Source organism: Actinomadura madurae (assembly GCF_047130825.1).
Classification (GTDB): domain Bacteria; phylum Actinomycetota; class Actinomycetes; order Streptosporangiales; family Streptosporangiaceae; genus Spirillospora; species Spirillospora madurae.
The window spans coordinates 3547672-3571015 of record NZ_CP083237.1 but is presented as its reverse complement, the minus strand read 5'-3'; the positions used below and the strand labels follow the sequence as shown (position 1 = coordinate 3571015).

Here is a 23344-nt window from a genome sequence, read left to right as displayed (position 1 = left end):
CCTCCCTTCCTGAGAAAGGCGGACACTGGAGATGGACGGTCGTCAGGTGGCGGTGGTCACCGCCGCCGCGGGGGCGGGCATCGGCAGCGCGGTGGCGCGCCGGCTGGCCGCCGACGGGTTCGACGTCGTGATCACCGACGCGCACGAACGCCGCGCCGAGGAGCTGGCGGCCGGGCTGGAGGCCCGGCACGGCCGCCCGTTCCTCGCCCGGCGCCTCGACGTCACCGATGAACAGGCGGTCGAACGGGTCATGGACGATGTGGTGGCCGCGCGCGGCGGCCTGAACGTCCTGGTCAACAACGCGGGCTGGAGCAAGATCGAGCCGGTGGCGCGGATGTCGGGGGAGACCTGGCGGCGCTGCCTGGACGTGGACCTCAACGGCACCTTCTACGCGATGCGGTACGCGCTGCCCCACATGATCGAGTCCGGGGCGGGCGCGGTGGTCAACATCAGCTCGATCGCCGCCTGGGAGACCAGCGTCGAGCACGGAGCCGCCTACTCGGCCGCGAAGGCCGGAGTACTGGCGCTGACGCGCGTGGCGGCGGCGGAGAACGGCCGGCACGGAATCCGGATCAACGCGATCGCCCCCGGCCTGATCTACAACGACTTCCTCCGCAAGATCTACCCCGACGACTTCTTCGACGGCTACGCCGAGGAACGATCGCGGGTGGGCAGGGTCGGCCGCCCGGACGACGTGGCGGCGCTCGTGTCGTTCCTGGCCGGGCCGGAGGCGGGGTACATCACCGGCGAGGTCTACGGGATCAGCGGCGGGGTGGCCCCCCATGCCTGAGCATCCCCTGGAGCTTCCCGTCCGCGCGCTCACCAGGGCCTTCGCCGACGGCACCCTCTCACCGTCCGAGCTCACCGCCGAGGTCCTGGAGCGCATCGGCCGGCTCGACCCGTACCTGCACGCCTACCTCACCGTGACCGGCGACCTCGCCCGTGAGCAGGCGTGGCAGGCCACCGAGACGTACCGGCGCGGAGAGTGGGATCCCCGGCGCGCACCCCTGCTCGGAGTGCCGGTATCGATCAAGGACGCCTTCCACCTCCGGGGCGTGGAGACCACGCTGGGCTCGCTGGTGCACCGCGGAGAGATCGCCGAGAGCGACTCGGGCGTCGTCCGCAGGCTCCGCGCGGCAGGCGGCGTCTTCACCGGAAAGACCAACACCGCCGAGTTCGGGCAGTCCGCGACCACCGACAACCTGCTCGGCCCCGCCACGGGCAACCCCTGGGACCCGGACCGCACCGCTGGCGGCTCCAGCGGCGGCGCCGCCGCCTCCGTCGCCGCCGGCATGGCCGCCGTGGCGGTCGGGTCGGACGGCGGCGGCTCCGTCCGCATTCCCGCCGCGTTCTGCGGGCTCGTCGGCGTCAAGCCGACCTGGGGCCTGTGCCCCGACGAAGGCGGCTTCCGCGCGATGACCGAGTTCGCCTCGCCCGGGCCGCTGGCCCGGTACGTCGACGACGCCCGGGTGATGCTCGGAGTCCTCGCCGACTCCGGCTACCCGCGTCGCAAGGTGCCGACCGAGCTGCGCGTCGCCTGGTGCCCGCGTCCCGAGGACCGCCCGGTGGCCCCCGGCGTGGCCGCCCTCGTCAAGGAGATCGCCATGCTCCTCGCCGAGCAGGGACACCGGGTCGAGGAGCACGACGCGCCCGTCGGAGGCTGGCAGGAGATCTTCGGTCCTCTCGTCCTGGACGACGAGGACCGCGAGCGCAGGCACCTCCTCGTCGAGTCGCCCGACCTGATCACCGGATATCAGCTGAGCACGCTGCGTGCCGCCCGCCACCTGCCCGCCGCCGAGGTGGACGCCGCACGCCGGGCCCTGCCCCGCTACCGTGCGCGGGTCGAGGCCCTGTTCGAGTCGTTCGACATCCTCGTCACCCCAGCGACCGCCGTTCCGGCCTTCCCGCTGGGAGAGCGCCCGAGGCGAATCGATGGACAGCCCGTGTCCTCACTGTGGGGCGCCTTTCCGTTCGCCGTGCCGTTCAACGTCGCGGGCGTACCGGCCCTCAGCCTGCCCTGCGGCACTACCGCGAGCGGCCTGCCCGTGGGCGTCCAGCTCGTTGCCGCGCCGCGGGCCGAGCACCTGCTGCTGGACGTCGCCGAGGACATCGAGGACGCGGTGGCCTTCGACCGTGAGCCGCTACGGCGTCGCTGGTCGCCGACCGCCGCGGGCACGGACCGATGACCATCGACGTGCGCCGTGACGGCCCGCTGTGGAGTGTGCGGCTGGCCGCACCGGAACGGCGCAACGCCCTCTCCCGCCTGATGCTGGCCGAACTGCGGAGAGTCCTCGCATCGGCGGACGACTGCGGCGGGATGGTCCTCACCGGCGAGGGCGGCGCCTTCAGCGCGGGCGCCGACCTGCACGACCTCTCCGGTACACCGGACGATCTCGCCTACGACGACGACCTGTCCGGAACGGTCCACCTCATCCGGACGGCCCCGTTCCCCGTACTGGCGGCGCTCGAAGGCCCGTGCGTCGGAGCCGCGGTCGAGCTCGCACTGGCCTGCGACCTGCGCGTGGCGGCATCGGACGCCTTCCTGCAGATACCCGCGGTCAAGCTCGGGCTCCTCTACAACCCGCGCACGATCGCCCGCCTGCACCGGACCCTCCCGCGCGACACGGTCACCCGCCTGGTCCTGCTCGGCGAGCGCTTCACCGCACGCTCGGCCCAGGCGGCGGGCCTGGTCAGCGAGGTGGCCCAACCCGGCGCGGCCGCCGCACGAGCCGAGGAGATCGCCACCGGGATCGTGCCGGGTCCCTCGGCCTCGTTCGCGGCGACCAGGCGGCTGCTGGCCGACCTGGACCTCGGAGCATTCGACGCCGAGCACTGGCACCGCGTCCGGCTCGACCTGCTCGGCTCGGACACCCGCCGCCGTGCCGTCGCGGCGGCCAAGGACAGATTGGAGCAAAAATGATCAACCCCGCAGACTTCCTGGACGTGGAGATGTCCCTCGGCGACGAGGAGCGCATGATCCAGGAGACGGTCCGCCGGTTCGTCCACGAGCGCGTCGCACCCCACGCCGGAGGCTGGTTCGAACGCGGCGAGTTCCCGCGGGAGCTGGCGAAGGAGCTCGGCGCGCTCGGCCTCCTCGGCATGCACCTGGACGGTTACGGGTGCGCCGGGAGCAGCGCCCTCGCCTACGGCCTGGCCTGCCTGGAACTGGAGGCGGGAGACAGCGGACTGCGCAGCTTCGTCTCGGTGCAGGGGTCGCTGGCGATGTTCCCGATCCACCGCTACGGCTCGGCCGAGCAGAAGGAGCGCTGGCTGCCCGGCATGGCGACCGGCGAGCTGATCGGCTGCTTCGGGCTGACCGAACCTGATTCGGGCAGCGACCCGGGCGGGATGCGCACCACCGCCCGGCGCGACGGCTCCGACTGGATCCTCAACGGCACCAAGATGTGGATCACCAACGGCTCCCTCGCGGACGTGGCCGTCATCTGGGCACGGACCGACGACGGGATACGGGGCTTCCTGGTGGACACCGCCACCCCCGGATTCGCCGCGAGCCCGATCGAGGGAAAGCTGTCCCTGCGGGCCTCGGTGACCGCCGAACTCACCCTCGACGAGGTCCGGGTGCCCCAGGCGGCGATGCTGCCCGGCGCGCACGGCCTGCGCGGACCGCTGTCCTGCCTGAACGAGGCCAGGTTCGGCATCCTGTTCGGCGCGGTCGGCGCGGCCCGCTCCTGCTTCGAGACCGCGCTGGACTATGTGCTGCACCGCGAGCAGTTCGGCAAGCCCATCGCCGGCTTCCAGCTCACCCAGCACAAGCTCGCGGACATGCTCGTCCGGGTGAACAGGGCGCACCTGCTGGCCCTGCATCTGGGCGGGTTGAAGGACGCGGGGCGCCTCACACCGGAACAGGTCAGCTTCGGGAAACTGGACAACGTCCGGCAGGCGCTGCACGTGGCACGCGAGGCCCGCGGGCTCCTGGGCGCCAACGGCATCTCCCTCGAATACCCGGTCATCCGGCACATGACCAACCTGGAGTCCGTCTCCACCTACGAAGGGACCACCGAGGTGCACACCCTGGTGCTCGGCCAGGCCATCACCGGAATGGCGGCCTTCCGATGATCGCCGTCCCCGACCTGGCCGGACACGACCTCGGCACCCGCACCATCGCCTACACCGAACGGGACGCGATCCTCTACGCCCTGAGCGTCGGCGCACGCGCCGGCGACCTGGACCTGGTCTACGAGCGCGATTTGCGCGTCCTGCCGACCTACGGCCTGGCCCTCGGCCTGTGGACGGTCGAGGCCGCGGGCGCGCTGGGCGCCTACGATCCCCTCCGCTCCCTCCACGCCGCCCAGAGCCTGGAGGTCCGCCAACCCCTCCCACCGGCCGGAACCCTCGACCTGACCGGCCGCATCGCCGCCGTGTGGGACAAGGGAACGGCCGCGATCATCGAAGTCGAAACACGGTGCCCGCAGTTCACCGCGACGTACTCGATCTTTCTACCCGGCCACGGCGGCTTCGGAGGCGAACGCGGCCCGTCCATACCACGCACCACCACGCCGGGCGACTGGCACGCCGACCATCCGACCAGCGAGTCGCTGGCGGCCCTGTACCGGCTGACCGGCGACCTCCACCCAGTCCACATCGACCCGGATGTGGCCGCCGAATCCGGCTTCGACGGGCCGATCCTGCACGGGCTGTGCACGCTGGGCATAGCCGCCCGAACCGTCGCCGCCGCAGCGGACGCCCACCCCTGCGACCTCACCGAACTGCGGGCCCGCTTCGCCGCCCCCGTCCGCCCCGGCGCCGTCCTTCGCCTCTCCGCGACCGTCCCGGAAAAGAGAACAGTGACCTTCGCCGCCCTGGTCAACGAAAAGCCAGTACTCAACAGCGGCTACGCCCGCTTCACCTAGCCCGAGCCTCGAAATGAGCCGAGCGCCGGCGTGATGTGAACACAGCGAGGTCCCCGTCGAACGCGTGCTGTGGTTGAACGCGGGCGTCCATGCTCCCGAGGCGGGCGAACGGGCTGGGCGCGGTGTCGAGCCGATGTTGCGTGTTTACGCTATGTGCATAGACCGGCAACGGGACGTCGCCAACCAGCGCCATCAAGGGTGTGTTGGCATGATCGGCAACTGCCGTGGAGAGGCATCGGGGTATTCCGGGGCCTGGTCAGAGCCCGGATGGCCTGGTTGAAGGGGCGCGCCCGGCAGGATTCGAACCCGCGACCGTCGGATTAGAAGATCGGTTCCGCTTCGACCTGCCCCACCACCGATGACCTGGGCGAGATCATCCGACCACCGCTCCGCCACTCAAGATCATTCCGTACATACTCCGGATCTTGTGTTCGTGGCTTGTTGCCGCGCGCTCGGCGGTCTCTGTGGTGCCCGTAGGCGTGCGGCGTAGCCGCTGTTCTTCCCCACCTTCCTTCCCCCGACCCGTCGAGACCCGTACCTAGCGGCGGACGGGTTCTGTCAAGGGTGGCGAAGCCATCACGAAGTGACGCCCGTAGGGCGCCGTTGACAGGTTCCGGCCGCCGCCATCCTCAAGCCATCGGGTCGGGGGAGCCCCGTGCCATTCCACGCCAGTTGGCAACATCCCTGTACTGCCGATGGCTGGTGCCTCGGATCGAACGCCAGCTCTGGGCGGCGGCGCGACCTCGTGACGGCCGTCTGTTTGGCGCACAGGCCGGCGGCGTCGCGATGCGCGGCCCGGCGCGGCCGTCCGGTGACCGGCGCCCACGCCGCACGCTCCGGGCGGCCAGGCGCGGGGCCGCGCAGCGGCCCAAGCGCCGCCGCCCCTTGATCCTAAACAGCCCAATTCGGCAGCCATCCGTACTTGCGCAGTGTCCTGTCCCGGGACATGCTTGACATCTCTGTCCCATCACATGCTTGACGGGTGCCTGTTCGGCTTGGCTGTCGCGTGTTCGTTTGCGGGCGTCGCGTGTCAGGGAGGCCGGGATTGGGCCTGGTCGAGTTGTCGGTGGTGGAGCAGCGGTATCGGGCGGTGCTGCAGGTGCTGGCGGGGGTGCCGGTGATCGAGGTGGCGGCCCGGTTCGGGGTGTCGCGTCAGAGCGTGCATGCCTGGGTGAAGCGTTATCGGGCTGAGGGGCTGGCGGGGCTGGCTGATCGGTCCCGGCGTCCGGTGTCTTCGCCGGGTCAGATGAGTGCGCAGGTGGAGGCCGTGGTGTGTGAGCTGCGGCGGGAGCATCCGCGGTGGGGTCCGGTGCGGATCGTGCATGAGATCGGTCGGCTGGGTGTGGTGCCGGTGCCGTCGCGGATGGGCGTGCATCGGGCGCTGGTGCGGCATGGGTTGATCGAGCCGGGCCGGCGGCGCCGCAAGCGGGAGGAGTTTCGCCGCTGGGAGCGCGAGGAGCCGATGGCGTTGTGGCAGATGGACATCGTCGGCGGGGTGTTGTTGGCCAATGGGTCGGAGTGCAAGGTGGTCACCGGGGTGGATGACCATTCGCGGTTCTGTGTGGTCGCTGAGGTGGTGCCGCGGGCGACGGGCCGGGCGGTGTGCCTGGCGTTCGCGGCGGCGTTGCGTGAGTTCGGGGTGCCGGGTGAGGTGCTGACCGATAACGGCAAGCAGTTCACCGACCGGTTCGGGCATGGCGGTGAGGTGCTGTTCGACCGGATCTGCCGGGACAACGGCATCGTGCACCGGCTGACGCAGCCTCGCTCACCGACCACGACGGGCAAGGTCGAGCGGTTCCACCAGAGTCTGCGGCGAGAGCTGCTGGATGACGCGGTGCCGTTCGATGACCTGCCTGCGGCCCGGGCTGCAGTGGCGGGCTGGGTGGTCGAATACAACACCCGCCGCCCGCATCAATCGTTGGGCATGGCGTTCCCGGCCGACCGGTTCGACACCCGCACCGCCCAGGGCGAGCAGGAGCTGCTGCCGTTGCGGCTGCCCGCCGCGGTCCGCCTGGCCGCCGTCCCACCGGCCGCCCAAGAAGCCGAACCCGCCGACCCTGCCGGCACCGATGTGCAGGCGCAAGCCGCCCAGATAAGGGTGTGGGACGGCGGGGCAGTGGAGTTCGAACGAACCGTTCCGGCCAGCGGGAACATGTTCGTGGCCGGTCGCCAGTTCTGGCTCGGCCCCGCCCAGGCCGGTGTCACGGTGACGTTCTGGGCCGACACCGATGTCATCCACCTGCTCAACGCCGGGTCCCGGATCAAATCCGTGCGCTCACACCTGTCGACCGCCGACCTGACCGCACTGGCCGCCCGCGGAGCCCGTAAAGCCGGGCCACCCCCGTTGCCGCCACCCGAAGACGGCGAGGCGGGAGAGGTCGACCGGACCGTCAACAAGGACGGCAACGTCGGCCTGGGCGGCCGCATGGTGCTGGCCGCAGAGATCCTGCGCGGCCGCCGCGTCGGCATCCGCATCGAACCCGCCACCCTGATGTTCTTCGACCCCCAAACCCGCGAACTGCTGCGCACCCGCCCCAACCCGTTCACACCCGACCAGGTCCAGGCGCTGCGCGGACTACGGCGGGCCGGTCCACCGCCCCGGCCCCGCACCGAACCGGTCACCGTTCAGCGGCGGGCCAGCAACAGCGGCGTGGTCATGGTCACCGGGCAAAAGATCGCACTGGGCCGCCTGCACGCCGGCCGGGTGGTGACCATCCACGTCGCCGACACCACCCTGGCCATCGAACTGGGCGACGACGACGTGCGGACGGTCCGCCGGACCACCACCCAGCCCGTCCGAAGCATCAAGGCTCACCGGCCCCGCAAGGCCGCCCCATGATTCCTAGAACATCCGTCAAGCATGTCCTGGGACCAAAACGTCAAGCATCTCCTGGGACTAGACATCCGTACTTGCGCAGTACCAAACGCACTGATCAGGGCTTCAGAAGTGAAACCTGTCCCTTGGCTACAAACTTTCCAGCGCGATCAACAAACAAGCCAAAAGCATTGAACGATGAGCATACATTGGAAAATTCTCTTTCCTTGCGGAATGAAAAATGCTCCTGCTCGGCATCAACCCCGGCGAGGTCGAGGGCCAATAGACGCACGACCAAGGTTGCGACCTTTTGGACAAGAAGAGTCTCCTCGGGTTTTGGAAACTGTCCGCGATCGTAATGCTTGATCGTATTGTAATTGTTTGCCATTGCTTTGGCTAGGCCAACGCGAGAGTTTGCTATCCCGGCGCACGAAACTCCTGTTTTAGATAGGCACCGAAAAGCGAACGTCGCCGTGGTCGGGCGATTCGACCCGGAATAAGTTTCACGTTCTCCACTAACAAGCCCGATAATGTTTCCTGCCGCCTCGATCGCCATCGACGCGTTGACTACTGAGTTTTCTAGGCCAACTTCCTTGGCATTCATTGAACTCAAAGCCGGATAGATAAATCGTTCCCAATCTTTGAATCTGTCCGCCCAGTCCCGTAGGGCTGGTCCACCTACCTCGCTAGCCGAAGCCAGCGGCTCGCTGAGCATTTTGCTGTCAGGCTTGGCTCGCCTGTACTCCTGCACAGTATCTCGGCTAATTAATTCACAGAAGGAAAAATGCCTGAGCTTTCCACTCATCGCTCTCTCAGGAAAGCGTTTGTCTCGGACGAAGTGTTTCCGGTAATAGACCATAGCCCCGTGAACCAGGGCTACCAGAGTTTTGACCTTGCGGTGCTCATCCAGGTGAGTGGATATCGGTCGCGGGTCGTGAAATGTGCTTTCCAGGTACACGACCTCATCTACAAGATAGCCGCCGCCCGGAGATTTGGCTGACCAATTGATAGAAAGAGTCATTTTGGCCGCACCTTGCCACCAGGTGATGCTCTGTGTAGTTTCGATTTCAACCACAACCTTCTTCACAAGGTTGCTCTTGTCTACAACTTGTTTATCCTTTATTGAGCTGAAGTTCGTCCATTCGGCAAGTCCGTCGAAGTGCGACCGAAGCGTCTTTACTGTTAAGGGATCACCTAGATCCCCCTCTCGCTGCTTAAGAACCACCTCGGCGGGGGCAATTTTCCCCAGAGCTATTCCTAGACCCAGCTGGGCTGAATAACCAGAAAATCGACAATCGAAAAGTGTTAGGATGCCATCGTTTGACACAAATAGAACGTTTTTGGGCGGAACTTTTTCACTAAACCATTTTTTAGCACTATCAAACTGTCCAGTACTGGCGTACTCAAAATAGGGAACTTCAACACGAATGCCGCGTCCCTCATTGAACAACAGATTGCCGACCACGTAGGGAGTTCCTTCAACTCCATCGATCATAATCCCAGTCAGTGAGTCTCCGGGAGTTAGAGATTTGATGTTGGCCATTCCACACTCCATTTTGCCGAGTATTCTTGTATCTTACCAATTGATCAAGTGCACACCCGTCCGACGGGGTGCCAATTCCAGAGGCGTTCGGGGCCCTGTTGGTTGACGAGAGTTACGGCGTTGATCGTAAACTGGTTGGTTGGGATTTCTCGGCCTAGTGCGGTGATGAGTGGTTCGGCCGGTTGCTCGGTCTCGCTGTAGGCGAGAGTCATATGCGGGGTCCACTGGGTGGGACCTTCGGTGTGACCCTCGCGGCCGGTCACTTTAAGGGTGGCCGTCTGGATGGCGTTGCGGATTTGCTTCAAGGGCTCGGCGGGCTGGACTTCTGCGGCGATGGCCTCGGGGTGATAGAGGATTCGACCGAGCCGAACGGCGACAGGTGGGAGTTCGGCGAGTAGTTCGGATGCGGCGCCGAGCATGTCCTGTTGCTGCTCGCCGGTGATCTCCTCAGTGGGCCCGACCACGAGTGTGGTGACGTGAAGCCATTCGAGCGGTGGCATGTGGAGGCCCGGGAAGTCGGCGAGTCGCTTCCGAGCAGTCTCGGCGGCGTTGCGGGCTTCGGGTTGATCGCCGAGGAGGATGTGCCAATAGATCGTGCCCTGGCCGGGTCTGGGTTCTTCGCGGTTCTGTCAACGGTTGATCATCTGCGTGGGCAGAGGGCTCATGGACTCTCCAGGTCGGGATCGTCGGTCAAGGCTGCGGCGTTAAAGTCGCGGATCTGCTGTCGGAGTTGGATCGCGAGCGGGCTGTCTCGGTATTGAGGATGGCTGAGGCGGCGGTCCAGGTCGGCTAGATAGCGCGTGACGGTTGTCAGGCGCATTCCGGGGTCGAGCGTAAGCAGCTCGGCGAGTTGTTCGGCGGTGCCCTCGAGGTCGCCCTTGAGTAGATGTGCCACGCCGGTACCGACGCGGATCTGAGCCCAGATCGCGGGCGCGACGGGGGCTCCGTTCGCCCATGCGGTGTCAGCCATCTCGGCGGCTTGTAGTGCTGCGTCGGGATCGCCTGTCCGGTTGGCCACAGACAAGGCAAAGAGGGCCTGGCGCTCGTGGGGGAAGGACCAGACCGACAGATCCGCGGTGCCGTCGTGGAGGTTCTCGGCGGACTTTTCGGCGCGGGTGACGGCTTCGCGTGCTCTGCTCTTGTCTCCGACGATGGCGGCGGCGTTCGCCTCGTACCACGCGAGTTGTGTCTTCATCGGTGTGTGCGGACTGGCCTCGTAGCCCTGTCGGGAGAGGTCGGCGGCTTCGATGAGGCGGTTTTGCCAGCGGGCCGTCTTGGCTTGGGCGTACCACGCGTACGACTCGTTGGCTCCGGCCTCCCGGGCGAGCATGAGCGCGGTGGTTCCGTACTGCTCGGCCTTGGCGTCGATGTCGACGTCACCGAAGATCACGGCTGCGTGTGCGAGGAGATCGGCGTTGATGCGCAGTAGCTCGCGTATGTGGCGCGGCCGAGGGCGGCGGTTTTCCAGTAGGCACTGTGTGCGGCGATGAAGGTGCAGCACTTGGGGGAGAAGCCGTTTCGCCGGCACCTGCGTATGCGCGGCAGCCAGAGACGAGGTTGACCGTGCCAGTCCCTCGATCGTCTCGTCGGTGGTGTCGCTGGCGGTAAGCCACCGAGTCAAACGAGAGATGTCATCGGCGCCTGCCAGCTCTCCCGCCTTGGAGGAATCAGCCTTGGGGTCCGTGCCCTGTGTGGGCGTTGGCTGAGTGCTCGAACGTGGCCGGGGGATGGTGACGGCTGATGCGCTCGGGCGTCGTCGTGGTGCCAGGCCCAGGGTCATGCGGGCGGTCTCGGGCATGTGGAGCCCGTCGGCGATGCGCTCGAAGACTTCCAGGGTGGTGACCTGGCGACTGCCCTTCATGGTCTCGCTGACCTTGCCCTGAGACATGCCGCAGGCGATGGCGATCTGGGTCTGGCTGGCGCCTGCGTACTGACGCAGCAAGTGGAAGACGGTGCGGATGTCTCGCGAGGTCAGTGCCTGGGTCATCTGCGGGTGGTCCCACAGTGATGCGGGGATGGCGATCGGGTCTGACGCCCGCCTCGACATCGGGTCTCCCTCCGCGTGACTCGTCATGGCTGAGCGTATATCCCGTGGCGGGATACCGCCTGGGAATGGGTCCCGGCCGAAATCTGGCAGATGTTGGTCGGCATGACGCAGCAGCAGGCAACGGGCAAGGCGGACTGCGGCTCCTGTGGCGGCCGTGGGTGGAAGTTCGTGCACCCTCGGCGGGCGGTGCTGGTGGGTCTGCCGGGTGGTTCGGGTCCGGTGGTGCAGCGCAGGCCGTGCCGGTGGTGTGTGCCGGTGGGCGGGGCGCGTGCGGCGTAGTCCAACAAGCTGCGGGGCCGGCGGGCGTTGGTGGTGGCTGTCGGTGTGGTCGTGCCGGTGCTGGGTGCGGCTGTGCTGGCTAGGGGTGTGGGTCACTCCGGGTCGCTGGGCCTGTCGGTCCCGCTTCTGTTTCTCGTGGGGAGTGGTGGCGTATGCGTGAGCCGGTGAGGGCTCGGGCGGTGGATGGCGCGTGGCGCCCGGCCGCTAAGGCGTTGGTGGCCGAGCTGGAGCGGCGCGGGCTGGTGGCGAGGGTGATGGGGCATGGTGCGGTGCGGGTGCGGAACCCGGCCGGTGAACCCGTCCCCGGCGTCGCGCAGGGGCAGGGGTTCGGCCCGGGGCTGGGGCAGGAGGTGGTGTGCCGCCGCCGTGACGGGGTGCTGTGGTGGTTGTGGGTGTGGTCGGGACCGACCCGCCAGTCTCCGCCGGAGTTGGAGCCGTTGTGCCCGGTGGCGGACGCTGCGGTCGCGGTGGAGCGGATCACGCGGGTGCTGGCTGTGCCGTTCGCCAGCTCGCCGAACGGGTGCCGGTGATGGGGGTCTCGTGGATCGCCTCGGCCGAGGAGACGAGCGCGGCGGTCGCGCGGATTGAGCGGGAGTTCTCCGGGGTGGTGGCCTGGTACGGGCGAGCCACTGGCGCGTGGTGGGCGATGGTGCGCCTCCCCAACGATGTGCGCCTGGTGGAGGCGGTGAGTCCGCGGGAGTTGCGGGAGGCGATCGTGCACGCGCGCGGCTGGCCGTGGCCGAGGTGACCGGGTGGGGGCACGGTGTGTTCATGGTGGTCGATGTGGTTCCGGGGGCGTGACGGCTGAGACTGTGGGCGCTACGCTGCCGTGAGGTGCGCTTATGCGGTCAAGCGTCAGAGTCGTCAGGTGGTCGTCATGTCGAGCTTGGAGTTCGAACCCCCGAAGTATGCGCGGGTGGTGCTGGAGTTGCGTCGCCGGATCGAGAACGGTGACTACCCGCCCGGCGCCCTGCTCCCCTCGGAATCGCAGCTCGTGCGGGAGTTCGCAGTAGGGCGGACCACCGTGGTGCGGGCGTTGCAGATGCTTCAGCAGGACGGATGGATCATCCGCGAACACGGGCGCGGCTCGTTCGTCAAGGGGCGCCCCGCCTCGTCGGCGCGGCCGTCTCGTCCGGGCCTGGCGGTGCTGGATCAACCCGAGACCACTGCGGGCGTGCGGCTGGTCGACGTCGGCCCGGTCGATGCCCCGGCGCCGGTCGCCGAACTATTCGGTGCGGGTGGTGGTCGGGTGGTGGCGCGTCGGTGGGTGACCGAGCGGGACCGGGTCGCCTCGGAGGTGGTGACGTGCTGGTTCCCGCAAGAGCTGGTGTATGGCACCGACCTGGACAAGCCTGACCCGCTACCGGTCGGGCTGCGGGCGCATCTGCGCACGGTCAAAGACCTGCGCATCGACCACATCGTCGAACGGCTGACCGCGCGGCTCCCGGCCGGCGACGAGACCCGCCAGCTCGGGATCAAGAAGTCTGAGCCGGTGTTGTCGGTGCTGGCGAGCCTGCATGACGCTGCGGACGCGGTGCGGTTCGTCGCCGAGGTCGTGATGCCGGGGTCGCTGCATGAACTGGAGGACGTGTACAGCGTCCCGGACTGACCCGGCGCCCGGCTGACCTGCCCATCTCTGAAATGTGATGCAGGTCACCCTCACGATTACTTGTCCGGTCGAGTGTGCGAGGTACTTTCAATACATGCACTCGTCCGAACAAGCGGACGAGTGAATGTCTGGAGGTGGCCGCTGTGGCGGTGCAGGGTCCGTTCAAGGTCGCGTTCGGGGATGTGTTCCGTTCGGGGCGTTCGTCAAGGGCGGGGTGGAGCCGGTGCGGGACTTCGACCGGTCGACCCGGGAGAACTTCGTGCAGGCGCGGGACAAGGACACCGGCGAACTCGTCTGGGCCGTGGAGGTCCTGGACGCTGACCCGGAGTCCAAGGGCACGTTCAAGGTCAAGCTGGCCGGGCCGGTGCAGCCGGTGGTGCCGGAGGCTCCGTCGGGGTTCCCGTTCGTGCCGGTGGAGTTCGACGGTCTGAGTGTGACGCCGTACGTCAACAGCGGCACGGGCCGTTTGGCCTACTCGCTCAAGGCGTCGGCGGTGCGTCCGGCCAACTTCAAGGGCGGCGCGGGCCGCGCGGGCAAGGACAACGCGGCGAAGGATGCGGCGTGATGGCGGGCGGGCGCATGTCGTCGCTGTCACTGCCCGTCGACACCTCGGCCTCGGTGCAGTTCAAGCCGTTCCGGGCGCGTACGCCACTGTTCACCGTGTCGGCGGGTCGGGTGCTGGTCACCCTCACCCTTCCCGAACGGGTCAACGCCGGGGACGTGGAGTTCGCGCGGGCGCTGGCCGAGCAGGCGGCGGCGTACGCGGTGGAGGTGGAGCGGCTGTACCGCCCCGGCGCCCCTCCCTCGTCGGGGCGGTCCTCGCGTAAGGGGGTGGCGGCGTGAAGGAGGGATACGGCTCGCTGGGCGTCCACTTCGGCGCGGACACGCGCTTTGACTGCCACGTCTACCCCGACGACCCGCCGACCGCGCCGATTCTGACGGTCTCCACGCCGGGCCTGTCGCTGGCGCTGTCCAACCGGGGACGTGGTCTGGAGGAGGGCGACCTGCACAACGCGCGGCGGCTGCTGGAGGTCGTCACCCGGTTCACGGCCGAGGTGGAGCGGCTCCACGCCCTCTACGGCTTCACGGCCGAGTCCCCCGAGTCCCCCAGGTCCGCCGAGAGCACGGCGGCCTGATGTAGGTGGGGCGGCTGGAGCTGGTACCTCCGGCCGCCCCGCTTCCCTCTCCCCTCAAACCCCCAAGAAGAGGTCATCCATCATGGCATGGGAGTTCCGCAAGCTCCGTCCCGGCGACAACGTCGCCGTCGAAGCACAACGCGACCCGTTCGCCGCCCCCAAGTGGGCGCCCCCGGTCTGGCACATGCCCGAAGGGCTCGTGCTCCTGGTCAACGCCGTCCGCGTCCTGGTCCGCACGCTCGTGTTCCTGGCCCGCAACATCGTCCCCGTTTCGGTCCTGTCCGGCCTGGCCTGGCTCGGCGTCCGGTTCGGACGGACGGTCCCCGTCCTGGTCCTGGCCCTCGTCGCCGTGGCGCTGGGTGTGTGGGCCGGAGTGGACCGTCCGTCCTTCGTCCGGTACGCGGCCCGTCCGGCGCGGGCACGGTGGCGGCTGGTGGCGGTGTACCGGCGGCACTGGCAACCCGTCCTGGTCACCGCCGGGTTGACCAAGGTGCACAAGGGGCGGGAGTACCTGCCCTCCCTGGTCCGCGTCCGGTCCGGTCCGACGTCTGACCGTGTCCTGGTGAAGATGCTCAAGGGGCAGGCTCCGGACGCGTGGGAACGGGTCGCGGTCAACCTCGCGCACGGCTTCGGCGCCACCCTCGTCCGCGTCCGCGACGGGGGCCGTCCGGGACGGATCTGGCTGGAGTTCGTCCGCAAAGACGCCCTCGCCGTCCCCATCCCCGCACTCCCCGTCCCCGACCCGTCCGAGGTCGACCTGTCTGGCCTGGTGATCGGACGGGCCGAGGACGGCTCACCCTGGCGGCTGCGACTGCTCGGCACCCACGTGCTGATCGCGGGCGCGACAGGGGCCGGCAAGGGCTCGGTCATCTGGTCCACCATCCGCGCACTCCTCCCGCTCATGCTCGGCGGGCCGGTGGAGGTGTGGGCCGTCGACCCCAAACGCATGGAGTTGTCGTTTGGGCGGGCGCTGTTCGAGCGGTACGGGCGCTACTCCTCCGATCCCAAGGGCGGCATGGTCGATCTGCTGGAGGCGGCGGCCGAGGACATGAACGCGCGGGCGGAGCGGTTCGCGGGTGTGACGCGGTCGTTCACGCCCAGCCATGAGTTTCCGTTCCGGGTGATCGTGGTGGATGAGCTGGCGTTCCTGACCGCCTACTGCCCCGAGAGGGACCTTCGGAAGCGGGCCGAGTCGGCGCTGGCCGTGCTCACCTCACAGGGCCGGTCGGTGGGGTATTGCGTGATCGGGGCGCAGCAGGACGCGCGCAAAGAGGTCAACAATCTCCGCAACCTGTTCCCCGACCGCATCGCGCTGCGGCTCGATGAAGACGAACAGGTCGACATGGTGCTCGGCGACGGTGCCCGCGACCGTGGCGCGCTCGCTGATCAGATCTCGTCGGTTCCGGAGATCGGCGCGGGCGTGGGGTTCGTCCGGCTGGAGACCACACCGGATCCCGTGCGAGTGCGGGCCGCGTACGTCTCCGACGCTGACATTCGGGCCATGGTCGCGCTGGCCTTTCCGGATGTGGAGGCGGCGTGACACAACTCGCCCTCGACGGCTCAACTCCGGCCGAGTCCGAACCCGGTCCGGAACCGGTGGTCAAGACCCTGGCTCCGCTGGCGCGCGGGGTGTTGGAAGCGGTCGCGGTCGAACACGGCGTGTGCATCCGCCCCGTCCCCATGCGCCGCGTCGACCTGACCACGGGCGCGGCGGAGATGGTGTACGTCCCGTGCGGTCACACGCTGGCCTCGGTGTGCCCGTCGTGCGCCGAACGCAAGCGCAAGCTGAGGGCTGTGCAGTGCTCCCAGGGCTGGCACCTGGACACCGAACCCGTCATCACCCGGGCTGATCCCGATGACGAGCAACGCGCGTGGATGGAGTTGCGGGCGCAAGCGGCGGCGGCCCGTGACCGCGCATCCCAGGACGGGACGGCGGACGGGGAAGGGCCGGAGTTCTGGGATGCGGTTGTGCGTGACCTCGACAACGAACTCGAACGCACCGGCGTGCGGGGCTCACTCAAGACCGGTGAGCAGACCAGGGGCCGGCGCACCCGGTCGACCCGGCGGCGGCAGGATGCGCCGGACCTTCCTCGGCGGCCGGTCGACTCGCGCACGGTCGGCAAGGTGTTCCGGGGCCGTGATGGCAAGACGTTCCGGCCGTCGATCTTCCTGACCCTGACGCTGGACTCCTACGGGCGGGTGCGCTCGGACGGAACCCCGGTCGACCCGGACACCTACGACTACACCCGGGCGGCACGGGACGCGTTGCACTTCTCCAAGCTGGTCGACCGGTTCGTGCAGAACTTGCGCCGGTTCGTCGGCTACGACGTCCAGTACTTCGCCACCGTCGAACCCCAACGCCGTCTCGCGCCCCACCTGCATATGGCCATCCGCGGCACGATTTCGCGGGCTGAGCTGCGGCAGGTGGTGGCGGCCACCTATCACCAGGTGTGGTGGCCCTCGACCGACCGTGTCGTCTTCGAGGGTGAACACCTGCCGGTCTGGGACGACGTGGCGGGCGAGGACGGCGGCGGCTACCTCGACCCGGCTACCGGTGAGGTCCTCCCCACCTGGGATGAGGCGTTGGACGCCCTCGGCCAGGACCAGGACGCCGAACCGCTTCACGTGGTGAAGTTCGGGCGGCAGATCGACGCCCAGGGCGTCATGCCGGACTCGCCCGAGTCGCGCAAGCTGATCGGCTACCTGACCAAGTACCTGGTCAAGGGCGTCGCCGAATGCCACACCGCCGAGACTGCGGCGCAGCGTGAGCACGTCGACCGGATGGCCGAGACGCTCCGCTACGAACCGTGCTCGCCCACCTGCGCGAACTGGCTGCGCTACGGCGTCCAACCCAAGAACCCCCGCAAAGGGATGACGCCGGGCTACTGCAAGGGCAAGGCACACCGACGCGAACATCTCGGTTACGGCGGTCGTCGCGTCCTGGTCTCGCGTAGGTGGTCGGGCAAGACGCTGGCCGATCACAAGGCCGACCGTAAGGCGTGGGTACTGGCGCGGCTCGCTGAGGCCGGTGTGCCCGTCACCAACCCGGCCGACCCGAACGCCGTCCACGTCTGGGAACGCGCGGGGCCTGGCGACCCCGACGTCAAGCCCACAGACCAACGGCTCCTGCTCCTGATCAACGAACGCATCCAACGGCGCCGCCAGCTCGACGCCGCAACCCGCAACCCCACCCCAGAACTTTCGGCATCTGCGGAGGCAGCGTGAGCGGCAAGCGCGACGAACTACTCACCGTCGACCAGGTGCTCGAAGCGCTCGGCGGGATCTCCCGGCGGACTTTCTACCGCTGGCGCGAGATCGGTAAGGCTCCGGCCGGGATCAAGCTCCCGAACGGCGAGATCCGCATCTACCGCAGCGATCTCGACGCTTGGCTCTGGTCCCTACGGGAGGAGGCGGCGTGAACTCGTCCTACAAGGTCAAGTTCTGGGAGATCAGGCCGAACAAGGCTGGGGTTAGGTCGAGTAAGCCGGGCAAGGTCATCTCCTACACCGTGCGTTGGACCGTCAGCGGGCGGGAGAAATCGCGGACGTTCGAGAAGTCGGCGCAAGCGAAGAACTTCCTGTCTGACCTGCGGCAGGCTGCAAAGAACGGCGAAGCGTTCGACCTGGACTCGGGGCTTCCGGTGTCCATGCTCAAGGCGGTGACGGCGCGCACGTGGCTGGAGTTCGCGCGGGCCTACGTCAAAGCGCGCTGGCCACACGCAGCGGCCAAATCCCGTGAGGGCCTCACCGACACCATGACCGCCGTGACGCTCGTGTTCGTCAGGGACATGCCGGGACGTCCGGACGCTGCCCTTCTCCGTGTCCTGCTTCGGCAACACGTCTTCGTCCCGGACGCTCGCCGTCCAGACATCTCGCCTGACCTCGGCAAGGCACTCCGCTGGCTGGAGTCGGCGTCCATCCCCATCACCGATCTGGAGGAACCGCGGTTGGCGCGGGCCGCGCTGGAGACTCTCGCGCTTCAACTGGACGGGCAGCCGGCGGCCTCCTCGACCTTCCGACGCAAGCGGGCGGTGTTCAAGCATGCGCTCGGCTATGCGGTCGAACTGGGAGACCTGGCGGCGAACCCCCTCGACCGTGTGAAGTGGCGTCCACCGAAGCAGAACGGGGCCGTTGACCGTCGCGTCGTGGTGAATCCTGCGCAGGCTCGGGAACTGCTGACCGCAGTGTCCTACGTCGGCCGGTCGCGCGGGCCTCGGCTGCGGGCGATGTTCGCGTGCATGTACTTCGCCGGTCTTCGTCCGGCTGAGGCTGCGGGGCTCCGGCGGCAGGACTGCGAACTTCCGGCAACTGGCTGGGGCCTGATCACGATCAAGAAGACGCGGCCCCAGACCAACAAGCGCTACACCGACTCGGGGGAGACCTTCGACGATCGCGGGCTCAAGCATCGGGAGGGCGATATCGTCCGGCCGGTCCCGATCCCTCCTGAGCTGGTGGCGATCCTCCGGGAACACCTTGACGCCTTCGGTGCGGCCGAGGATGGGCGGTTGTTCGTCACCGGTGGCGGCCAGTCGTTCTCCGGCTCGGCCTACGCGCAGGTCTGGAAGCGGGCTCGCGTCCTGGCGCTGACCCCCCGATCAGGTCGAGTCGCCGTTGGCAGCCAGGCCGTACGACCTTCGGCATGCGGCTGTGTCGCTGTGGCTGAACGCGGGCGTCCATGCTCCCGAAGCGGCCGAACGTGCCGGGCACGGCGTTGACGTGATGTTGCGTGTTTACGCTAAGTGCATAGATGGGCAACGCAACGTCGCCAATCAGCGCATCGAGGATGCGTTGGCATGATCGGTAACTACCAAGGAGAGGCTCCGGAGTATTCCGGGGCCTCTCTCCGCTTCTGTGTTGACCTGCGGAAACGTGGGACAAGTCATTCCGCGTATGTTCCGGGAACAGTGCCGCGCGGCTGCGTTCGGTGGCATCTGGCTGCATCCGGGCGATCTGACGCGAGGAGTGTTCTCGCAGGTCAGAGCCTAGATGGCCTGGATATGGGGGCGCGCCCGGCAGGATTCGAACCCGCGACCGTCGGATTAGAAGTCCGATGCTCTGTCCAGCTGAGCTACGGGCGCTCGGCGCCCGGCGGGACGCCGGGACACAGTGTAAGGGGGCCGGTCGTTCGGCTCCACATCTATAACGGCGTCGGGGGTGGGGCGGGGGTTCTATCTTGGGGTGCTGTGGCGGTGAACTTTGAGGTTCCGCTCTCCGGTGGGGACGTGTCGGAGGGCGTGGTGCGGGTGGGGGAGACGGTGCGCAGGCCGTTGCGGGCGCACAGTCCGGCGGTGCATGGGGTGCTGCGGCATCTGGAGGCGGTGGGGTTCGACGGGGCGCCGCGGGTGCTGGGCATCGATGAGGTGGGGCGGGAGGTTCTCAGCTGGGTGCCTGGGGAAGTGCCGGATCGGCCGCTTGAGGCGCAGTACGTTTCGGAGGACGTGCTTCGGGGTGTTGGACGGTTGCTCAGGCGCTATCACGAGGCGGTGGCGTCCTATGAGGCGCCGGCCGGGGCGCCGTGGGACGGGGAGACGTCCAATCTGGACGGGGAGCCCGAGGTCATCGGGCACTGTGATGTGACGCCCGAGAATGTCGTGTTCAGGGGCGGGGCGCCTTGTGCGCTGATCGATTTCGATCTGGCTCGGCCTACAACGCGGTTGTTCGATGTGGTGACCGCGCTGCGGCATTGGGGGCCGATTGCCGATCCGGCCGATCGGGATGCCGTGTTGTACGGGGCCGAGGTGGGGCGCAGGCTGCGGGTCTTCTGTGATGCCTATGGGCTGGATCGGGAGTTGCGGCGGGATGTGCTGCCGGCGGCTCGGGTGAGGTTCGAGCGGTCTTACCGGGCGATGCGTGAGAAGGCTCAGGGCGGGGGCGGTTGGGGGCGTATCTGGCAGGGGGGCGCCGGGGCGCGGATTCGGCGGGCGCAGGATTGGCTGGAGCGGCACTGGGATGAGCTTGATGCGCGTCTCTGGTGAGGGTTTGGTGCTCGGGGTCGTTCTGGACGCGCTTTTCGGGGATCCGAAGCGGTGGCATCCGGTGGCCGGGTTCGGGCGTGTCGCTGCGGTGGGGGAGCGTTGGATCTATGGGGATTCTCGGTGGCGAGGGGTTGTTTACACCGGGGTTCTCGTGGGGTCGGTGGGTGTGGGCGGGTTTGTGCTTGAGCGGGTTGGTCGGCGGCCTGGGGTGCATTGTCTTGTGACTGCGGGGGTTACTTGGGCTGTGCTCGGTGGCACTTCTTTGGGGCGTGAAGGGTTGTTCATGGCCCGGGTGCTGGAGCGTGGTGATGTGGAGGCGGCGAGGGGGCGGCTTTCTCATTTGTGCGCCCGGGATCCGCGGGGGCTGGATGCGGCTGCGTTGAGCAGGGCCGTTGTCGAGTCGGTGGCCGAGAATACTTCGGATGCGTCGATCGCTCCGTTGGTGTGGGGGGCGGTGGCGGGTATTCCGGGGTTGCTCATGTATCGGGCCGTGAACACGCTGGACGCGATGGTCGGGTACCGGAGTCCGAGGTATGAGCGGTTCGGGTGGGCGAGTGCGCGGCTCGATGATGTCGCCAACTGGGTTCCCGCGAGGGTGACCGGGGGATTGGTCGCGCTCCTTTCGGGGCGAGAGGCGTGGCGGGTGCTGATAAGGGACGGGAGTAAGCATCCGAGTCCCAATGCCGGACGGTGCGAAGCCGCGTTCGCCGGGGCGCTCGGGGTGCGGCTGGGGGGCACGAACGCCTATGAGGGACGGGTCGAGCATCGGCCCGAGATGGGGGACGGCAGAGCGCCCGAGGTCGCGGACATCAGGCGGGCCGTCAGGCTTTCGGCGGTCGTGACGTTCGCGGCGGCGGCCATCGTGTGGGCCGTCAGATGAGCGGCCTCCTGGTGGCGGGGACCACGTCCGATGCGGGGAAGAGCGTCGTCACGGCGGGGTTGTGCCGGTGGCTGGCGCGGAGGGGTGTGCGCGTCGCGCCGTTCAAGGCCCAGAACATGTCGCTGAATTCGATGGTGACGGTTGGTGGGGCGGAGATCGGGCGGGCGCAGTACATGCAGGCTCAGGCGGCGGGGGTCGAGCCGGCGGCGAGGATGAATCCGGTGCTGCTCAAGCCGGGGAGCGATCGGCGAAGTCAGGTCGTCGTTCTGGGACGGCCTGTGGCGGAAGTCGACGCGCTCCAGTACGGGGAGCACAAGGAATGGCTCAAGGGCGTTGTTCTGGAAAGCCTCGACGAGTTGCGGGCCGAATACGACGTGGTGGTGTGCGAGGGGGCCGGGAGCCCTACCGAGATCAATCTGAGGGCCGGCGACATCGTCAACATGGGGCTGGCGCGGGCGGCGGATCTGCCGGTGATCGTGGTCGGCGACATCGACCGGGGCGGTGTCTTCGCGTCGCTGTTCGGCACGGTCGCGTTGATGGAGCCGGAAGACCAGGCTCTCGTCGCGGGGTTCGTCATCAACAAGTTCCGGGGTGCTCCGGAACTGCTGGCGCCGGGGCTGGAGCAGCTCAAGATGCTCACGGGGCGGCCGACGCTCGGGGTGCTGCCCTGGAAACTCGGCCTGTATCTCGACTCCGAGGACACTCTGGTGTTGGACGCGCCGCGTCCGCGCGCGAGAGCGGCCCATGGGAAGGAGACGCTGCGGATCGCGGTCGTCAGGTTCCCGCGCATCTCGAATTTCACCGACATGGACGCGCTGGCCTGCGAGCCCGGTGTCGTGGTCCGCTATGCCGCGAGCGCCGGGGATCTGGCCGAGGCCGATCTGGTCGTGCTGCCGGGGACGCGGGCCACGGTCACCGATCTGGAATGGCTCCGCGACAGGGGGATGGCCGGCGAGATCCAGAAGAGGGCCGATGAGGGGCGCCCTGTACTTGGTATTTGCGGCGGTTACCAGATGCTCGCCGGGGAGATCCTGGACGAGGTCGAGTCGAGAAAGGGCAGGGTCGAAGGGCTCGGTCTTCTTCCCGCGAGGGTCGAGTTCGGGGCCGAGAAGACCCTGGGACGCCCACAGGGCAGCGCCTATGGCGAGGATGTTCATGCCTATGAGATTCACCATGGGCACGTCGAGGCGTATGGCGAGCCTTTCCTCGATGGCTGCCGGAAGGGTGCCGTCTGGGGGACGACGTGGCATGGTGCCATGGAGAACGACGGGTTCAGGCGGGCCTTTCTGGAAGACGTGGCCCAGCATGCCGACCGGGACTTCACCCCGGCCCCGGACGTCTCGTTCCGCGCGCTGAGGGAGGCGACGCTGGACACACTGGGCGATCTCGTCGAACAGCACATGGACACCGACGCCTTGGGGCGGATCATCGAGGGCGGTGCGCCGGCGGGCCTGCCCGTCGTCCCTCCCGGTGGTGCGCCGGAACCGCCCGCCACGGCGGTAGGGTGATCCACTCGTAGGCACAGGCCGTAACAGGACCAGGAGGAACGTCCCGTGACCGACCCGCGGTCCAGTCTGATCGTCCCGCTGATGAAGGCGCGGGTGCCGGCCGAGGTCCAGCTGGAGTTCCCGCTCCCGGCGGACGAGGACCCGATCCGCGACCCGTTCGCCGCCGACCTCTACGTCACCTACGCGCTGGAGATCTCCGACGAGGGCGTCCCGTCCGGCCGGCGGTACGAGCACGTCGCCCGGCGGCACTGTGCCGAGCTCGGCGTGGCGCCGGGCGAGCTGCGGCGGCACGCCGTCATCAACCTGCGCGACCGGCGGCCCGAGCTGAGCCTCAGCTGGTATCCGGACGTGCGCGCCGTGACGGTGTCGCTGGGCGGGGCGGGGCGCCGCGGGAGCCTGGAGTCCGGCCTGCTGCTGGACGAGGGGTTCCTGGAGAAGCTGGCCCAGGACGTGGAGGGCGACCTCGTCGTGGCCGCCCCCGCGCGGGACGTGTTCGTCGCGTCCGGTACCGGCCACCCGGACGGCGTCGACCGGCTCCGCTGGGCGGTCGCCCAGGTGTGGGCGGAGGACCGGGGAGACGACGGCGCCGACCCCGCCTGGGACGTCCCAGCCGGGAGCCTCCTCACACACGACCTGCTGGTACGCCGCGCCGGCGCCTGGGACGTCCTTCCGGTGTGAGGGC

Annotated in this window: 23 protein-coding genes and 1 tRNA gene; 20 read left to right on the top strand and 4 right to left on the bottom strand. The window is 68.2% G+C overall.

Features of this window, described 5'->3' with window-relative positions; genetic code table 11:
- Nucleotides 1-31: 31 nt before the first annotated feature.
- The 6 genes from K8Z49_RS16120 to K8Z49_RS16095 all read left to right on the top strand — a co-directional run bounded on the left by K8Z49_RS16120 (nt 32) and on the right by K8Z49_RS16095 (nt 7710).
- Nucleotides 32-790, top strand: coding sequence for an SDR family NAD(P)-dependent oxidoreductase (locus K8Z49_RS16120; protein WP_111829886.1), 759 nt, complete (start codon nt 32-34; stop codon nt 788-790).
- A complete protein-coding gene (locus tag K8Z49_RS16115; protein ID WP_412519470.1) occupies nt 783-2186 on the top strand; it encodes an amidase in 1404 nt (467 codons plus the stop codon). The genes K8Z49_RS16120 and K8Z49_RS16115 overlap by 8 nt, the downstream gene beginning before the upstream one ends.
- The gene (locus K8Z49_RS16110; protein ID WP_111829884.1) at nt 2183-2920 is read left to right on the top strand and encodes an enoyl-CoA hydratase/isomerase family protein; all 738 of its coding nucleotides are present in this window, start codon (nt 2183-2185) and stop codon (nt 2918-2920) included. The genes K8Z49_RS16115 and K8Z49_RS16110 overlap by 4 nt, the downstream gene beginning before the upstream one ends.
- The gene (locus K8Z49_RS16105) at nt 2917-4077 is read left to right on the top strand and encodes an acyl-CoA dehydrogenase family protein (protein ID WP_111829883.1); all 1161 of its coding nucleotides are present in this window, start codon (nt 2917-2919) and stop codon (nt 4075-4077) included. Before K8Z49_RS16110 ends, K8Z49_RS16105 begins: the two co-directional genes overlap by 4 nt.
- Nucleotides 4074-4871: a MaoC/PaaZ C-terminal domain-containing protein gene (locus tag K8Z49_RS16100; RefSeq protein WP_412519467.1), complete on the top strand. Its 798-nt coding sequence runs from the start codon at nt 4074-4076 to the stop codon at nt 4869-4871. Before K8Z49_RS16105 ends, K8Z49_RS16100 begins: the two co-directional genes overlap by 4 nt.
- 1060 nt (nt 4872-5931) lie before the next feature.
- Nucleotides 5932-7710: an IS481 family transposase gene (locus tag K8Z49_RS16095; protein WP_412521085.1), complete on the top strand. Its 1779-nt coding sequence runs from the start codon at nt 5932-5934 to the stop codon at nt 7708-7710.
- 94 nt (nt 7711-7804) lie between these two features.
- Here K8Z49_RS16095 and K8Z49_RS16090 read toward each other — a convergent pair whose 3' ends face one another.
- The 3 genes from K8Z49_RS16090 to K8Z49_RS16080 form a co-directional block, all read right to left on the bottom strand.
- Nucleotides 7805-9229, bottom strand: a complete 1425-nt coding sequence (locus tag K8Z49_RS16090) for a hypothetical protein (protein WP_412519465.1) — start codon at nt 9227-9229, stop codon at nt 7805-7807.
- 44 nt (nt 9230-9273) lie between these two features.
- Nucleotides 9274-9810 carry a 2'-5' RNA ligase family protein gene (locus K8Z49_RS16085; protein ID WP_412521083.1) on the bottom strand — a complete coding sequence of 179 codons (537 nt, stop codon included), beginning with the start codon at nt 9808-9810 and terminating at the stop codon, nt 9274-9276.
- Nucleotides 9811-9890: 80 nt separating this feature from the next.
- A complete protein-coding gene (locus K8Z49_RS16080) occupies nt 9891-11216 on the bottom strand; it encodes a helix-turn-helix domain-containing protein (RefSeq protein WP_412519463.1) in 1326 nt (441 codons plus the stop codon).
- 554 nt (nt 11217-11770) lie between these two features.
- Here K8Z49_RS16080 and K8Z49_RS16075 point away from each other — a divergent pair.
- The 10 genes from K8Z49_RS16075 to K8Z49_RS16030 all read left to right on the top strand — a co-directional run bounded on the left by K8Z49_RS16075 (nt 11771) and on the right by K8Z49_RS16030 (nt 19014).
- A complete protein-coding gene (locus tag K8Z49_RS16075; protein WP_412519461.1) occupies nt 11771-12085 on the top strand; it encodes a hypothetical protein in 315 nt (104 codons plus the stop codon).
- The gene (locus K8Z49_RS16070; protein WP_250358785.1) at nt 12085-12303 is read left to right on the top strand and encodes a hypothetical protein; all 219 of its coding nucleotides are present in this window, start codon (nt 12085-12087) and stop codon (nt 12301-12303) included. Before K8Z49_RS16075 ends, K8Z49_RS16070 begins: the two co-directional genes overlap by 1 nt.
- Before the next feature lie 129 nt (nt 12304-12432).
- Nucleotides 12433-13164 (top strand): GntR family transcriptional regulator, encoded by a 732-nt coding sequence (locus K8Z49_RS16065; protein ID WP_412521082.1) that lies wholly within the window; start codon nt 12433-12435, stop codon nt 13162-13164.
- Between the two features lie 223 nt (nt 13165-13387).
- A complete protein-coding gene (locus tag K8Z49_RS16060) occupies nt 13388-13729 on the top strand; it encodes a plasmid replication, integration and excision activator (protein ID WP_412519459.1) in 342 nt (113 codons plus the stop codon).
- Nucleotides 13729-14007: a hypothetical protein gene (locus K8Z49_RS16055; protein ID WP_412519457.1), complete on the top strand. Its 279-nt coding sequence runs from the start codon at nt 13729-13731 to the stop codon at nt 14005-14007. The genes K8Z49_RS16060 and K8Z49_RS16055 overlap by 1 nt, the downstream gene beginning before the upstream one ends.
- Entirely contained in the window at nt 14004-14300 is a 297-nt protein-coding gene (locus K8Z49_RS16050) for a hypothetical protein (protein ID WP_412519455.1), read from the top strand. Before K8Z49_RS16055 ends, K8Z49_RS16050 begins: the two co-directional genes overlap by 4 nt.
- Nucleotides 14301-14382: 82 nt before the next feature.
- On the top strand, nt 14383-15840 hold the full coding sequence (locus K8Z49_RS16045) for an FtsK/SpoIIIE domain-containing protein (protein WP_412519453.1): 1458 nt from the start codon (nt 14383-14385) through the stop codon (nt 15838-15840).
- Nucleotides 15841-15896: 56 nt separating this feature from the next.
- Nucleotides 15897-17525, top strand: a complete 1629-nt coding sequence (locus K8Z49_RS16040) for a replication initiator (RefSeq protein WP_412519451.1) — start codon at nt 15897-15899, stop codon at nt 17523-17525.
- Nucleotides 17522-17719 carry a helix-turn-helix transcriptional regulator gene (locus K8Z49_RS16035; protein WP_412519449.1) on the top strand — a complete coding sequence of 66 codons (198 nt, stop codon included), beginning with the start codon at nt 17522-17524 and terminating at the stop codon, nt 17717-17719. The genes K8Z49_RS16040 and K8Z49_RS16035 overlap by 4 nt, the downstream gene beginning before the upstream one ends.
- Nucleotides 17716-19014 (top strand): tyrosine-type recombinase/integrase, encoded by a 1299-nt coding sequence (locus K8Z49_RS16030; RefSeq protein WP_412519447.1) that lies wholly within the window; start codon nt 17716-17718, stop codon nt 19012-19014. The genes K8Z49_RS16035 and K8Z49_RS16030 overlap by 4 nt, the downstream gene beginning before the upstream one ends.
- Nucleotides 19015-19303: 289 nt before the next feature.
- Here the strand turns inward: K8Z49_RS16030 and K8Z49_RS16025 are convergent.
- A tRNA-Arg gene (locus tag K8Z49_RS16025) sits at nt 19304-19377 on the bottom strand.
- A 105-nt stretch (nt 19378-19482) separates the two neighbouring features.
- On the opposite strand from K8Z49_RS16025, the gene K8Z49_RS16020 reads away from it, so the two are divergent.
- From K8Z49_RS16020 to K8Z49_RS16005, 4 genes are read left to right on the top strand one after another with little or no spacing between them, the layout of a single operon-like run.
- Nucleotides 19483-20274 (top strand): phosphotransferase enzyme family protein, encoded by a 792-nt coding sequence (locus K8Z49_RS16020; RefSeq protein WP_412519445.1) that lies wholly within the window; start codon nt 19483-19485, stop codon nt 20272-20274.
- Complete coding sequence (locus K8Z49_RS16015) at nt 20249-21154, top strand: cobalamin biosynthesis protein (protein ID WP_338071930.1); 906 nt, start codon at nt 20249-20251, stop codon at nt 21152-21154. Before K8Z49_RS16020 ends, K8Z49_RS16015 begins: the two co-directional genes overlap by 26 nt.
- Nucleotides 21151-22662, top strand: a complete 1512-nt coding sequence (locus K8Z49_RS16010) for a cobyric acid synthase (RefSeq protein WP_412519442.1) — start codon at nt 21151-21153, stop codon at nt 22660-22662. The genes K8Z49_RS16015 and K8Z49_RS16010 overlap by 4 nt, the downstream gene beginning before the upstream one ends.
- A gap of 45 nt (nt 22663-22707) precedes the next feature.
- A complete protein-coding gene (locus K8Z49_RS16005; protein WP_021592203.1) occupies nt 22708-23340 on the top strand; it encodes a hypothetical protein in 633 nt (210 codons plus the stop codon).
- The last annotated feature ends 4 nt before the right edge of the window (nt 23341-23344 follow it).

What these genes read in the sequence shown, in the direction of transcription:
- K8Z49_RS16120 (WP_111829886.1), top strand. Translation starts at nt 32, where the DNA reads ATGGACGGTCGTCAGGTGGCGGTGGTCACCGCCGCCGCGGGGGCGGGC.
- K8Z49_RS16115 (WP_412519470.1), top strand. Translation starts at nt 783, where the DNA reads ATGCCTGAGCATCCCCTGGAGCTTCCCGTCCGCGCGCTCACCAGGGCC.
- K8Z49_RS16110 (WP_111829884.1), top strand. Translation starts at nt 2,183, where the DNA reads ATGACCATCGACGTGCGCCGTGACGGCCCGCTGTGGAGTGTGCGGCTG.
- K8Z49_RS16105 (WP_111829883.1), top strand. Translation starts at nt 2,917, where the DNA reads ATGATCAACCCCGCAGACTTCCTGGACGTGGAGATGTCCCTCGGCGAC.
- K8Z49_RS16100 (WP_412519467.1), top strand. Translation starts at nt 4,074, where the DNA reads ATGATCGCCGTCCCCGACCTGGCCGGACACGACCTCGGCACCCGCACC.
- K8Z49_RS16090 (WP_412519465.1), bottom strand. Translation starts at nt 9,229, where the DNA reads ATGGCCAACATCAAATCTCTAACTCCCGGAGACTCACTGACTGGGATT.
- K8Z49_RS16080 (WP_412519463.1), bottom strand. Translation starts at nt 11,216, where the DNA reads ATGACCCAGGCACTGACCTCGCGAGACATCCGCACCGTCTTCCACTTG.
- K8Z49_RS16070 (WP_250358785.1), top strand. Translation starts at nt 12,085, where the DNA reads ATGGGGGTCTCGTGGATCGCCTCGGCCGAGGAGACGAGCGCGGCGGTC.
- K8Z49_RS16065 (WP_412521082.1), top strand. Translation starts at nt 12,433, where the DNA reads ATGTCGAGCTTGGAGTTCGAACCCCCGAAGTATGCGCGGGTGGTGCTG.
- K8Z49_RS16055 (WP_412519457.1), top strand. Translation starts at nt 13,729, where the DNA reads ATGGCGGGCGGGCGCATGTCGTCGCTGTCACTGCCCGTCGACACCTCG.
- K8Z49_RS16045 (WP_412519453.1), top strand. Translation starts at nt 14,383, where the DNA reads ATGGCATGGGAGTTCCGCAAGCTCCGTCCCGGCGACAACGTCGCCGTC.
- K8Z49_RS16015 (WP_338071930.1), top strand. Translation starts at nt 20,249, where the DNA reads ATGAGCTTGATGCGCGTCTCTGGTGAGGGTTTGGTGCTCGGGGTCGTT.
- K8Z49_RS16010 (WP_412519442.1), top strand. Translation starts at nt 21,151, where the DNA reads ATGAGCGGCCTCCTGGTGGCGGGGACCACGTCCGATGCGGGGAAGAGC.